Origin of the sequence: Evansella vedderi, assembly GCF_030813435.1 — a bacterium.
Taxonomy (GTDB): domain Bacteria; phylum Bacillota; class Bacilli; order Bacillales; family Salisediminibacteriaceae; genus Evansella; species Evansella vedderi.
In genome coordinates, this window is sequence record NZ_JAUSUG010000002.1 from 14245 (window position 1) to 28047 (window position 13803).

The 13803-nt window shown below is 37.7% G+C and carries 9 protein-coding genes and 2 pseudogenes; all 11 read right to left on the minus strand.

Annotation, left to right across the window (positions count from 1 at the left end; translation table 11 throughout):
- Positions 1–107: 107 nt before the first annotated feature.
- The 11 genes and pseudogenes from J2S74_RS02605 to J2S74_RS02655 all read right to left on the minus strand — a co-directional run bounded on the left by J2S74_RS02605 (position 108) and on the right by J2S74_RS02655 (position 13793).
- On the minus strand, positions 108–2225 hold the full coding sequence (locus J2S74_RS02605) for a glycoside hydrolase family 52 protein (RefSeq protein ID WP_307321485.1): 2118 nt from the start codon (positions 2223–2225) through the stop codon (positions 108–110).
- A gap of 485 nt (positions 2226–2710) precedes the next feature.
- A complete protein-coding gene (locus J2S74_RS02610; RefSeq protein WP_307321488.1) occupies positions 2711–3661 on the minus strand; it encodes an AraC family transcriptional regulator in 951 nt (316 codons plus the stop codon).
- 179 nt (positions 3662–3840) lie between these two features.
- Positions 3841–4683 (minus strand): annotated as a pseudogene (locus tag J2S74_RS02615) (carbohydrate-binding protein); the annotation flags it as partial.
- Positions 4667–5041 carry a sugar-binding domain-containing protein gene (locus tag J2S74_RS02620; protein ID WP_307321491.1) on the minus strand — a complete coding sequence of 125 codons (375 nt, stop codon included), beginning with the start codon at positions 5039–5041 and terminating at the stop codon, positions 4667–4669. The gene J2S74_RS02620 and the pseudogene J2S74_RS02615, both read right to left, overlap by 17 nt.
- Before the next feature lie 87 nt (positions 5042–5128).
- Positions 5129–5767 (minus strand): YesL family protein, encoded by a 639-nt coding sequence (locus tag J2S74_RS02625; RefSeq protein ID WP_307321493.1) that lies wholly within the window; start codon positions 5765–5767, stop codon positions 5129–5131.
- Positions 5768–6227: 460 nt separating this feature from the next.
- Positions 6228–7296 (minus strand): annotated as a pseudogene (locus J2S74_RS02630) (Gfo/Idh/MocA family oxidoreductase); the annotation flags it as partial.
- Positions 7297–7396: 100 nt separating this feature from the next.
- Entirely contained in the window at positions 7397–9448 is a 2052-nt protein-coding gene (locus tag J2S74_RS02635) for a glycoside hydrolase family 65 (RefSeq protein WP_307321494.1), read from the minus strand.
- 27 nt (positions 9449–9475) lie between these two features.
- A complete protein-coding gene (locus J2S74_RS02640) occupies positions 9476–10363 on the minus strand; it encodes a glycoside hydrolase family 43 protein (RefSeq protein WP_307322280.1) in 888 nt (295 codons plus the stop codon).
- 21 nt (positions 10364–10384) lie between these two features.
- The gene (locus tag J2S74_RS02645; RefSeq protein WP_307321497.1) at positions 10385–12004 is read right to left on the minus strand and encodes a response regulator; all 1620 of its coding nucleotides are present in this window, start codon (positions 12002–12004) and stop codon (positions 10385–10387) included.
- Between the two features lie 89 nt (positions 12005–12093).
- Complete coding sequence (locus J2S74_RS02650) at positions 12094–12936, minus strand: carbohydrate ABC transporter permease (protein WP_307321499.1); 843 nt, start codon at positions 12934–12936, stop codon at positions 12094–12096.
- Positions 12936–13793: a carbohydrate ABC transporter permease gene (locus J2S74_RS02655; protein ID WP_307322283.1), complete on the minus strand. Its 858-nt coding sequence runs from the start codon at positions 13791–13793 to the stop codon at positions 12936–12938. Before J2S74_RS02655 ends, J2S74_RS02650 begins: the two co-directional genes overlap by 1 nt.
- Positions 13794–13803: the final 10 nt, after the last annotated feature.

The following is a 13803-nucleotide window of genomic DNA, read 5'->3' on the forward strand; positions in this document are numbered from 1 at the left end:
TTTCACTTCTCAAAGCATTCTAAAAAAGACAACAAAGTTTGCAAAAACAGCCTTTTGATAAAAAGCCTTCGCAAACTTACAAAGTTTTTGAAGGCTTCTTAAGTTTTCTATTTAGATTCTCCTAGCCATAAAATGCTTGTTACTCCACGAGGGTAGTAACGGCTTGCGGAGATTCTTCCGGCGATAATTTGGTCACTCCAGCTCCAGTAAGATAACTCTGGATGAGTTAACCAGCCAACATGGGCTTTATCTGCTGCTGCTCCCGTTTCATCCCACTCGAAACCTAAAATTTCACGGTAAACAAATTGGCAAAGATAGATCTTACTTAACCATGAGTTGTCACTAGTGGAGGAAAGCTTCCAACCACCATCTTCAAACAAGCACGTTCCTGGTTTTAGAACAGTTGTAATATGTTCCTTCAACGTTTTAATATAGAAACCATATTTCCCGTTCTCATCTAATGCTTCCTTACATCCCGTAAAGTATGGGAATACTAATCCCTCAATGGCAGGAATGATTTTGGAATCATTTCCTTCCGAAATAACGGCTGGAATATAGCCACCTTCTGTCATTTCATTGGAGATAGTAACTGCTGCTTTTTCCGCTTGGCTAGCAGCAAGCTGAGATAGCTCTTCCTCTCCAAGTTCGCGGAATAATTTTTCTAATGCAACATAGACACCCCAACACTTACCAGCGATGTAAATATTGTTTCTTGCTTGACCTAACGATACATCTAAGCTATCGTACGTCGTGATTTCCGCTCCACCTTCTGTACGGGAACTGTCTAATCCCATCAATCCATTTCTTAGCTCCGGATTTGGATTATCACGGTTGATCATGCTTTGGAACGTCTCCTTTAAAGTACCTAGGTGCTTTTGGACAAATTCCATGTCTTTCGTCTGCTCCACATAAACAGTCATGCAGCATAACCAGTTAATTAACTCTTCATGAGTCATATAGGAGAAGCAGCCTTCAATCCCAGCAACCTCATAAGCAGAGTGCCCTGGACGGGAGAATACATTAGATACACCCATGTCATGAGTAAAGCTGATTCCACCTGGATAAAGCTTCTCTTCCTTAGGGAAACGAACCTCATCCACATAGCTGTAACGATCGATAAACAACTCTAGCTCATTTTTTACCGTCCATGGGTTGAATTTCAATTCATAGAATAGCTGGTCAACGGTTAAGTCGAAGGTATTCATCATTCGATATTCCCCTTCGTTAACCACCCAGATTGGATTACCGTTCATATCATCAAGTAATTGCGTGTTGCCGTAATAACTCTTAATCGAATGGGCAAGCATAAACTTTTGATCTTCGTTTAAACTTTCCTTTTCAATTAAAGCATTAGCTGCTTCATATTCTTCTGTAAGAGCCTGCAAGTTTTCTAAAGCATAACTTGCTACTTTTTCAATGGAAGAGTAATAGCGGGTATACGTATATTCCGTATCAATTCCACTTGTTACAATGCCACCTCTATAGAAGCAAATGGCAAAATTAAATTCCTTTACTTCATTAGCAGGGACTTCCATAAGCATGGCACCTGTTAAGCCTAGGCCGAACGCATAGTTAATTTCGTGCTTAACCGTTAGGATCTTATCGATGGAGAATCCAAGACCAGCAATAACACCATCATCCTTCGATACAATGGCTGTATTAGGCCCTTGCCCAACACCAACAAACTCTCCATTACTCGTGTCATTCAGACGACGCATTCCGTAAACACGATCACTTCCTTGGTAACCGAAGAAGGCCTTTCTTGGTTTGTCATGTCCTCGGTTGTCAATCGTTACCTTTGCAAAAACTGCTGGAAGTAAAGCTTTCTTTAAATCTTTATCATCCGCTGTTTCTGGATCTGGAACTGGTGCAACTGGGTTATATATCTTAAAGGTCATATCCTTCGCTGTCCAAGTGTCCGTACCAAGTTGTAAATCACGATTAATTTCTTCATCTTTAAAAAACTTTATTAATTGATCATCCGTTTTTGCTTGATCATTTCCAATCCCGAATCTAGCAAGCTCTTCCGCGGAGCTTCCGAAAAACGGGAACGCTTCATATTGGCTCGGTTTGTCTTTTCTTTCTACACCGATAAAAATATTTTCCTCTGCTGGCTTATCAAGTTCTAGACCTAAGCCACCTTTTGCTCCCTTAAATCCTAATGTGAAACTTGCAAATGCTCCCATGGGAGAATGGTGGGCATTAAAGAAAATGTTCTTTTTCAACGTAATTCACCTCTGTTAGTTAAATAGATATACTCCTTTTATAGAAACCGCTTACATCAGTTACTAAAAAAAGTAGTTTACTTAATACCTACGTTTATCTTAACAACAAATTTGGAAGCTTTCGATGTACCTTTTTACCATGAAAATGTCCAAATCGGGAATTACAATTGGGCAAATTTAATTTATTATAAATAGGCTACCCTGAAAATACGAGTCTGGTTGTCATTCGCTACGGTCCGCTCGCTTTCCGTGGGTGACCTGCCAAGCCTCCTCGCGACTTCGTCGCTGTGGGGTCTCGGCTAGGCCATTCTCCCACAGGAGTCTCACGGACCTTCGCTCATTCCTATTCAGACTAATATTTTCATTCTCCATGGTGCAAATATTCACTTGAATGGAGGTCCACCGAGAAAAATTAAAATTTAGTTTATAAAAAACATTATTCCTGCTACCAACTTAAGCAGGTATAACGTTTTGTTTTAAGAAATCTATTCATTTTTCTCCAAAATATTGGTTTGATTTTGTCTATATTGTCCTGGGGATATACCAGTCCACCTTTTAAATTGCCGACTAAAATGGGAGGAATCATGGTAGCCCATCATAAAGGCAATTTGTTCAATGGAATACTTATCCTCTGTTAAGAGACTTTTAGATTCATTTAATTTTCTAAAGGTAACATATTGCCTTGGAGACATATTAAACACCTTTTTAAATACTTTATTACAATAAGATACACTGAAGTCCAACTGATCAGCAATGTCCTCAACCCGAATATTACTTTCCGGAGAGCTATCCATATTCCCAGGCTGTCTTATAAGTACATCAATTTTTTGGGCGATTTTGTAGGCAATTCGAATCGTTCTATCAGAAATATTCTCAAGATTATTATCTTTTTCCTCTAGACATGAAACAAGCATTCCCAAAAGTTCAAACATAACAGAATGGATAATCATTTTTTCTTTAAAACCAACCTTCGGAATTTTGGAAAAATTAATTAAACGATCTAATAACGGTCTAATACTACGTGTCAGCATAGAGTTAGCATCATAATAAACCTCTGTCGTATCTTTGAAGTAAGGCAGAATTAATTTATCATCTATATTAAAATGAATACAAAAGTAGCTGAACCCATCATTACCTTTTCCGTTACTAGAACTAGAATGGAGATCTCCCGGCCGAATAAGGACCATGTCCCCTTCACTCAGAACATACTCCTCTCCTTTTACAATAAAAACCTGTTGACCACTAGTTACTAAATTAATCTCATATAAAGGGTGTTCATGCGCAGGGTAATGCCAGGAACGTTTAACACTTCTTAAATGCATGCTTCTAAGCTCAAACTCTAGTTCCATATCTGGAAAAATATATTCATTAAAACTATTTTTAATTGTCATATCACGTATGTTCGTTATACTTTTATCAGAATATCTTATTTCCATAAGACCAATCCTTTTCGAAGTAATTTGAAAGGTTCACTTAGTATTATACAACTTTTAGATACACCAAAAAAAGTACTATCAAACTTAAAGATGCATACGCCTAGTAAAACGTTAGCAAGAGTATGCATCCTCCCTATATGATGAACTAAATATAATAGGAAACTTATTGCTACGTTTTCTTACATAAACCGGAACCAACCAAAATCAAAATTGGATCCGGGAAGGAATATAAAGGTTACTTTATGAATCCCAGTTACTTTGTCCAATTCAAATACTCGTTCTTCGTATTCATCAGATTGTGTAAATTCTACGAGTTGATTCGTTTCCCCTTCCTCATTTGCGAAACGAATATGAATGGTATTTTTATCAATAGGTGATTTTCCATAAACCACTAGTTTCGTAGCTCCCTCATTTGTAAAATCCATCTCTTTAAACTCTAGGGAAACATTATTTCCTATACCTTCAACGCAATTTCCACTAATTGTAAACGTATCTCCATATATGTGATCACTTTCTGTAGCGAGATTTTGCTTAAAGGCCCGGTTGCTCTTTTCAAAGGAAAATCCTTTTATATGGACCTTCTTGTTCAGGACAAAACATATAGATGTAATACCTCGAAGTCTTTTTGATAAGTGATATGTTTCTTCTTGATATACGTTCCACTTCGACTCCTTTTGATAGATAACATCCGCCAGTAAGGAACTCCCCTCTTCCTCCGGCATACCCTCCCATATTTGTAGAGGATACTCTTCACTTGATAAAGCAAATATAGGAATCGTAATCTTGTCGGAGCCATAAGGTCCAAAGTCAATATCACGGAATCCTACTTGTGTTTCCCCGTCTCGACTAGTGGCTACTCCCCGCTCATTTCCATTTGTTACTTCACCTTTACTATAATCATATAATCCTGCAGAGATAAATCCATAGGGATCTTTATAAGCTGTACCAAGACCAACCGCCTTAAATTCAAGCTCTGAAATAAGTTTGGTTTTATCACTACCATTTTTACTGGTACAAATTAGGGCTTTGATGAACTACCTTCACAAGGATTTCATTTTCCCCTTCTACAAGTGCCTCTGTGATCTCGTGTTCAAAAGAGGAATAACCATTTTTCCACTCCCCTATTAATTGTTTATTTACGTAGAGGGAAGAATCCATATAAACTCCATCAAAATACAGGAGAACCTGATCTGCTTCATTATCCCATTTAAATTGCTTGCGATACCATCCAATACTATTTTCGTAAAGATCTAATGTATTATAAATTAGCCAGTCATGTGGTAAATCTACAGGTTCGAATTCCAATACATCCACATCTGAAACTTCTAAACTGCTTTTTGCAAATTCCCACCCTTCGTTAAAAAGGATTCTCTTATTCATATTGATCAACCGCCTTACTCTCTCTGATTGTTGTTTATCTCCAACGGTCACAACTATCAGTGGACACCCATCTTCTTTTAGAAATTTTTAATTTAATTGTTCCATGTCATTTTTTCGCTGTTCCATTTTTTTGAAACTACTGTATGCAGGCCCCATTATCCCTATAAAAATTAAACTGGCACCAAAAAATGGAATTACTCCTGGTATAAAGATATACACTAGATATAAAGCTAATAATCCTATAATCATCATAATGGTAGATAAAGGATTTATTATACCAATCATTAGGGAAAATTTAAGATACTCAAATAGTTTCAATTTATAATGGACATACACTGGAAAGATATATAACAAGATAATTAAAAATAGTATACTGACCGTGATTAATCCTATAGACATAATAGTTCGAAAAATTCCATCAATAGTATTAACAAATAAGAAGTCTACATAAAGAATAAAAGTGACAATTCCTAAAATAGCACCTAATAAATTAACCTTTATAAACTCTTCTTTATATACTTTAAAAAAGGTTCTAAAAATAGGTATATCCGTATCTCCCATGAACCATTTCCTAATTACAGCAAAACTAGCTGCTGTTGCTGGTGCAAATCCAAAAATGATTAAACCTATAATAGTAAATAAACCCCATAATAAATTGATATATGCTAAACGCATAATCCACTCAGAAACCCGATAAAGAAATCCCATTAAACCGGTATTTGTCATTTCATCCCCCTCCAAATGCTGGTTTCTCCTAGTTTCCAACCTTACTAAAGAAAAAATTGCCCAAATGAACCGATCTTTTTAAACAGTTTCTATAAGAGCGTGTTCAAAAAGTGTGTTGCAATGGCTCCACTCGCTGCGCGCCAGCTAGGAGAAACCCACTCCTAGCTGGCTTCAAAATACAACAGCGGCTCCGCTCATTGCTTCAAGTCTGTTCAAACGGGGAAAAAACACCCCCTTTTTGAACAGACTCTTTAAGTATAGCAAATTTACGGGAACCAGGGAGCCTGTTTCAATGTTTAATCAAGAAAACCATTTTAACCCTTAATTAATATTTAGCCACCAGCTTCCATGTTTACTATACAATGGCAAAAGACCGAGCAATAGACGCTCGATCACTTTGATTAGAAGTCTAGTTAAATGAAACGCTAGAGAATTTATAAATTAAGAATAAACTTTAGTCTTATAATTTAACTAATTCATCCACATATACTGCCTGCCCTGTACGTAACGAAATATTTCCAGCAATCCCTGTTAAAATAGACTTGGTACCGTCTATGTGAGTGGCTGCACGACGGAACTCATCTTCTCTAGGAGTACCAAAGAGATCTTCCAGTAATAATGGATCACCGCCACCGTGGCCACCTTCTCCTTCCCCTATTTCCACTTCATACGGTTTGCCGAACATTGGCATTACTCGAATGGTTTTTTCTTCTAAGGCTCCTTCATCGGATTTTTCACCACCGGAATTTATATACGATTGTTCTATTACCTTTACTTCTATTCTTCCTTTACATCCGTTGAAAGAGATGATGAAGCCTTCCCAAGGTAAGTAAGCATTTAAAGAGTAATTTAAGATGGCTTTGTTTTTGTATTGGACCATAACACCTAAAGTATCTTCAATACTAATTCCATCACCAAATACACTTTGATCCCGTTGATATCCATCTTCCTTTTCAGCATCTAAGTACATGGCTTTCAGGTGTTCATTTTCTCCTAGCTGAATGGCAAATGGATCTCCTATGGCATTTTCATTTCCGTGAGCACGTTGATAAAACTTTGTCACACCACGAGCTTCTGCGTTCTCTTTACCATAAAAACGAACCGCCGTTAGCATACACCTTTTCCGGTTCCGTACCGAGCCAGAAGTTGACGAGGTCAAAGTGGTGGGTGGATTTATGAACTAATAGCCCCCCACTATTTCGTTTATCACGATGCCATCTTCTAAAATAGTCAGCACCGTGCTGGGTGTCCAGTGCCCATTCAAAGTTTACTGAGAACACTTCTCCAATTACCCCCTCCCGGATCAGCTCACGTACTTTTGTATTATGAGGGGCATAACGGTAGTTAAACGTTACCCTAACTTCTTTACCAGTTCGGTTTACGACATCAATAATTTCTTGGCATTTTTCCGTATCCACCGTCATTGGTTTTTCCGTTATTACATTGCATCCTAGCTCTAGCGCTTTAATAATATAGGTATGATGTGTCCTGTCCACGGTTGTTACAATTACATAATCTGGCTTTTCCGTAAGAATCTTTTTTTCATCTCCGTCTCTCCTCACCATTATTCACTTCGGTTAACAACGTTGTTATTCGGTTGTGTTTTTTAGTTTATCTTCTCGATTACCTCTACAAAAAGGAACGTAAGCCTTCCCACTTCACTGACCAACTGCCATCGTTCGGGAAGCCAGGTGCCTTTGAACTAGTAGCTCCTTGCCAGCCGCAGGCCATCATGGAAACGGCAATTAACAGTCCCCCATTGCCTGGTAAATAAGCAGTTAAGCCTTGCCGTTGATAATTATGTCCGTTCGGTAAATACGTATTTTTTGTAGCATCCATTAATAAAAAGTCCACTGCCATTTGAGCTTCTCCTAACCTAGCAGCAGTCATGGCACACATGGGGAAATCCCATCCCCATGCCGTCTCCCATTGCCAATCAGTCATCACTTTCCGAAGTGTATTTCGCATCATCTCTTTATCTATTAAAGCCCCAGGTAAAATACCAAATGCAGCTACCATAGAAGGATGATCATGATTGTACTTTGTAAAGGTGTCTGGACAGTTTTCATGGGCTAAATAAACACCATCATCATGAGGTGGCTTTGCTAAGTGCTTTGCAACTTCCTTCCATTTTGCAGGTGCTTCTATTCCCAGTCGCTCCACCCATTGAATGGCAAGTTCTAGTCCGTACTTCCAATACTCCAATTCAAAGGTCGGATTTATCGCTTCCTCTGGCTTATGATTTTCCTGTGCCGGAATTAACGGCGGCCCTAGTACATAGGCATTTTTTTGTTCATTCCATACAGTAAAAGATGCCATAAATTCAGCTGAATCAAAAACCATTTCCCTCCACTCTTCCAAGGTTTTCACATCTGGATGAGATTGATAGCATAATTCTGCCATGCCAATTGGATGGGGTTGTTGCCAAATAAGAACTGGCGCAATAATGGAGGGACTTTGCTTCCCATCGGGGCCAACCTGCTTCGGCCAACGGGCTCCTTCATAGCCTTGGGAAGTTGCTAACTCCTTTGCCAATGGGAGAATCGATTTATACCACTGCAGGCTCTTTTCTAATATTTCCGTACGTCCCCACAATGGAAAGTGTGCTCCATGCCACCAATGCATCTCCAAATGAAACTTTCCAAACCAGCTGTTATACATTAACCCCGTTTCTTGAGGTGGTAAAGAACCGCCACTATGAATGGCCGTTAGAAACTGAGATAGGATAACCCTCCGTTCCAATTCGTAAGCCCGGTCATCTTTACTTCCAGAAAAATCGATGGCAGCACCTGACAACCAGAAGTTTTCCCAATACTCCTTACTTCGTTTCATCGCTTCATTAAAGTCCGTTATCTTCGGTGCTTTTTGAGCAAAGGAGACAGAAAAAAGGAACTCCGACTGCTGTAATGGTGTAAGGACGTATTCATGTTTCCCTACCGTTGTAAACTCTCCTTGATTCCAGGACCAAACTACCTCATAACTTTCCTTATCCATTGTTCTCAACAATATTGCTGTGTTTTCTGTTTTGGAAACGATCTCTGTGCCATGTCGATGGGCGTTATCCCAATCAAGATCACCACACTCATCCCAGTTATTAGAATACATATCAGGTGCAGAGAACTTTAATACAACCTGTAGCTGGTTCGCCTCCATCAATTCAGAAACTACTTTTACACTGATCTCATCATGACCCGGATGAACAATAGTGGTAACATGAACCGTTTTTCCTTCTATTTCAAATTCACTATGTAAGCAGCCTTCCCAAAGGTTTAAAACTTGCTTCGTATTGTAGATATCTGTTATTTCCACTCGATCCCCATTATCCTTCTTAAATAAAAAGGACAGCTGACCTAAATGGATACGATGGGGGTTTTGTCGCAGCCAATGATAAGCTTCTTCCTTATCTTCAGGATAAAGTGGATAGGGAACTCCTCGTCCATAGGTATCTAGAGATTGAAGTCTAATATCATTAAAATCATATAAATTAGGTTCCTTTGTAGAGTGCCATCCCCAATGGGACTGTGTACCTAAAGGAACAGAGTAGCTTTCGGGAAATGATTGTAATCCGGTAATATCGGCAGTAAAGGCAAACTCACTATTCCCAACGGATAAAGGGGAAAGGGGCTCCACTTTTTTTATTATTGGATTATGTCTCGTAACTAATGCTTTTCGATCTATCATCAGGATTGTCGCTCCTTTACTAGTAAACTAGTCAACTACTTGAATTTTTCCGTCTTTCTCTTCAATTGGGATGAAGATTGGACGCTCCAACGGTGTCTTATTTGGTGAATGTAAGGTTAGCATTAGGTTCCCTTCAAAGGTTTTAAAAACCATGCCATGACCTCCATCATCATGATAGATTGGTTTTTCATCATGAATCCATGGACCGGTTATTTCCCCTGAACTGGAGCGAGAAATTCCTTGTGCATAGACATTGTTAACAAAGCTGGCCCATAACATTAACAACTCTCCGTTAGATGCTCTGAACATAAAAGTTCCGTCCGTCACATAATTATTTGGGGATTTTCTCGTCTTATGCTTAAAGGAAGTAGGCCAAGGCGCTTCCGAAGCACGAAATAAAACAATAGGTTCACCGACACTTTCTTTTAGATCTTCACTCAGTCTAACTGCACAGATTTCTCCATCTTCCACCTGTACCCATTCATGGCAAAATACCATCCATGGTAAGCCTTCTTCGTCAATAAAAAGTGTTCCGTCTAAAGAAAACCAATTCTTCGGTGTAACTGGACCAGCACTGTGAGGTTTAAAGGGTCCCATTAAACTATCGGAAACTAGAATTCCCGTACCCCGGTGTTGATTGTCCTTTCTAAAAAAAGTAGCAAACATAAAATAACGTCCATTATATTCATGGACTTCCGGTGCCCAAAAATTTTCTTCAGAATAAAAATCCTCATCAGGGCGAAAAACAGGATAAGGTCCGTCCCAGTTTTCTAAATCCTCTCCCACATACACATCAAACCCAGTACCTGGACCCCAAATATTTTTGTCGGTACTTCCAAATAAATAATATTTACCATCCTTTTTATTCGTAAAAACAAATGGGTCGCGTATTTGTATGTTTTCATTCTTTAGCATCATTTTCTCCCTCTCCTCTCCTTATTTATAATAGTCTGATGGACTATACCCAGTAATAGACTTAAATACTTGACTGAAATAGGTAGGGTTTTGATAACCTACCATTTCACTAATTTCATAGACTAAGTAGTTCTTTTCCCTCAGCTTCTCTTTTGCCTTTTCTATTCGGTACTTATTTAAATAGGTGACGAATGACTCCCCTGTTACCTTTTTGAATAGTTGCGATAAATAATTACGATTTACAAAGAGATTTTCAGCGATTTCCCCTAAGCTTATTTCTTGGTCATAATAGTTGTGTACATGCTTCTTGACTTCGTTTATAAGTCGGTTACTCTTCTTCCCATTAACCTCTTCCGTTTTCTTCTCTATCCACCCTTTCAAAAATTCGTTCATCCAAACCATTAATTCCTTCGAAGAATACTTTTCGTATATCTCAGATATATAATCGGATATACCCTTCTTTTCTTCTGAGTCACTATTATCAGAATGATCATGCATCATTATCGTACTAACAATGCTTATGCAAATATTTTGCACCATAAATGAAACTATCTTTTTATCTTCCTTTATATACTTTTCTATTTTCAACCAAGATTCCTTCATTTGATCATAGTCTTTAAAGGTAACAGCATCATTTATTTCCTTCAAAATATCTAATGGATATTGAAAGTCAGGAGCTTTTTCTTCCTTATGAACTTGAGAATAAGTATATACTTGATTAATCGCTTCATATTCTGCCGCTTCAAGGGCTTTCTGACTTTCTATATAGGATTCCGAAAGTTCGTCGATTCTTTGTTTTACATTTCCTATTCCCACAACGAGGGAAATCTCTAAATAGAGTAAAATATGTTCTACTAATTTTTGAGAGATAGACCTACTTATTGAATTCAAATCTCCGTATCCTTGTTTTTCTATACAAATAAGTAAAAACATCGAATCGGAATAATCAACTACATAAATTTCTACCTCGTCAATCAAACTTTGTTCTTTGATTGTCTCCCGAATAATATTCCCAGCAGCAAACTTATTCAACTGCCACTCTTCCTCTTTAGATTTTGTTAAATAAGGAGATCGAATTAAATCTAGGCTGATTACTACGAGATTGGAACATTGCTCTAAATTTAATAATTTTAATTTTTCAGCGGGGATATCTACCTCCTTATCATTGGTTGATAAAATTTCTCGAAAAAACGATTCCCTTAAATGGGGAATATATTCATTCATTTGTATATTATATTGATGTATTAAATCCTTTTGCTTCTCTTTTACCACTAACTCTTTCACAACTTCATTTAATACAGACTGTATTTCAGAAACGACAGCAGGTTTCAACAAGAAATGCTTTACACCATATTTCATCGCTTCCCTCGCATTATCAAAATCATCATAACCACTGTGTATAATAATGGTAATTGTTGGGAACTCATCATGAAGTTTTTTTATAAGCTCTAATCCGTTCATGTTCGGCATGTATATATCTGTTATCACGATATCAGGTTGAATTTTTCTAACTTTTTCTAATGCTTCGGTACCATCGTTGGCCGTATCTTGTACTTCTATATTCAATTTAGACCACGGAACATGATCAAGCAAACCTTTAGTAACTGTATGGTCGTCGTCAACAATTAATATAGTCTTCATGGAAATTCTCCTTTCAACACACAGTGGGGACTACAATGAAATAAGAGAGTTATCCCCCTTATTTCATTATAACTATAATTTATGATACATCATCCCTTTACCCCTGTTGTTGCAATACCTTCCACAATTTGTCGTTGGAAGAAGAAGAATAGAATCATAATTGGTAATAGGGAAAGAACGGACATTGCTAACAGCCCACCCCAAGCAGATTGACCTTGAGAATCTAGAAAAAGTCTTAACCCTAGCGGTACAGTGAAATTACTAACCGTATTTAAGTATAATAGTTGACTGAAAAAGTCATCCCATGTCCAAATGAAAGTAAAAATAGCTGTCGTAAGTAGTGCCGGCGATGCTAGTGGTAAGATAATTTTATAGTATATTTGAATAGGACCACACCCATCAATGGTTGCACTTTCATCCAGTTCCTTTGGGATACCTCTAAAGAACTGAACCATTAAGAAAATAAAGAAAGCATCAGTAGCTAATAACTTTGGTACTGTTAAAGGTAAAAAGGTATCGATCCAGCCAAAGCTATGAAAAATTGCATATTGAGGCACTAATGTTACGTGAGATGGAAGCATAATCGTAACTAACATAAGTGCGAAGAATACTCTTTTTAAAGGAAAGTTCATTCTTGCAAATGCGTAGGCTGCCATAGAACACGTTATAAGATTTCCTATAACAGCAATGGTAGCGATGATAAAGGAGTTTTGAAAGAAAACACCAAAGGTCATGTTTCGAACAATATTCCAGCCATTAATATAGTTGTCAAATGTAATTTCACTTGGCCATAAACCCGGTTGTGAAAAAATTAAATACTCAGGCTTTAACGAACTGGAAACCATCCAGATTACTGGATAAAGCATTACTAAACCAAAGCTTAATATAAAGACGTGTATGATTAATTTTTTTACACTAAATGATTTAGCCATTATGATTTCCCTCCATATTCGTAATGAACCCAATATTTTGATGAGAAAAATATGATGGCAGTTAACAAAGCGATTACTATTAATAATAACCATGCCATGGCAGAAGCATATCCCATTTCAAAAAAGGAGAAACCTTTTTGGTATAAATATAATGTATAGAATAAAGTAGAGTTTGCTGGTCCTCCGCTTCCTTCACTTACAATATAGGCGGATGTAAACACTTGTAGTGAACTAATGGATACCATTACTAGATTAAATAAAATAACAGGGCTTAATAATGGAAGTGTAATAGCCTTAAATTTCATAAACGGATTAGCTCCATCAACCGATGCAGCCTCATAGAGCTCCCCAGGAATTTGCTTTAGTCCAGCTAAGAAAATTACCATGGATGATCCAAACTGCCATGTAGCTAAGGCAATAAGTGTGTAGATTGCATAATCAGGATGAGATACCCACCCTCTTCCAGCGATACCGAAAATCCCCAAGAAATCATTGAAAATTCCGTTCATACCAAAAATATTTTTCCATAACAGGGCAATGGCAACACTTCCACCAAGTAAAGAAGGAATGTAATACACGGTACGATAAAACCCTATACCACTTAAACCTTTATTTAGCAGCATCGCTATAAATAGTGCGGCAATCAATTGCAAAGGTACACCAATTACTACAAAGGTAGTTGTTACCTTAACAGAAGCTATAAACTTTCTATCATTGAACATTTCAACGTAATTTTGCGCTCCCACCCATTGCGGTGCTGTTAATAGATCGTACTGTGTAAAGGATAAGTAAAGAGAACTAATCATCGGACCTACTACGAGCCCGAAAAAACCGATGAACCAAGGTAACAAAAACATATATGCTATT

Coding starts and splice junctions, on each gene's coding strand:
- J2S74_RS02645 (WP_307321497.1), bottom strand. CDS start 12,004: ATGAAGACTATATTAATTGTTGACGACGACCATACAGTTACTAAAGGT.
- J2S74_RS02610 (WP_307321488.1), bottom strand. CDS start 3,661: ATGGAAATAAGATATTCTGATAAAAGTATAACGAACATACGTGATATG.
- J2S74_RS02625 (WP_307321493.1), bottom strand. CDS start 5,767: ATGACAAATACCGGTTTAATGGGATTTCTTTATCGGGTTTCTGAGTGG.
- J2S74_RS02620 (WP_307321491.1), bottom strand. CDS start 5,041: ATGAATAAGAGAATCCTTTTTAACGAAGGGTGGGAATTTGCAAAAAGC.
- J2S74_RS02650 (WP_307321499.1), bottom strand. CDS start 12,936: ATGGCTAAATCATTTAGTGTAAAAAAATTAATCATACACGTCTTTATA.
- J2S74_RS02635 (WP_307321494.1), bottom strand. CDS start 9,448: ATGATAGATCGAAAAGCATTAGTTACGAGACATAATCCAATAATAAAA.
- J2S74_RS02655 (WP_307322283.1), bottom strand. CDS start 13,793: ATGTTTTTGTTACCTTGGTTCATCGGTTTTTTCGGGCTCGTAGTAGGT.
- J2S74_RS02640 (WP_307322280.1), bottom strand. CDS start 10,363: ATGCTAAAGAATGAAAACATACAAATACGCGACCCATTTGTTTTTACG.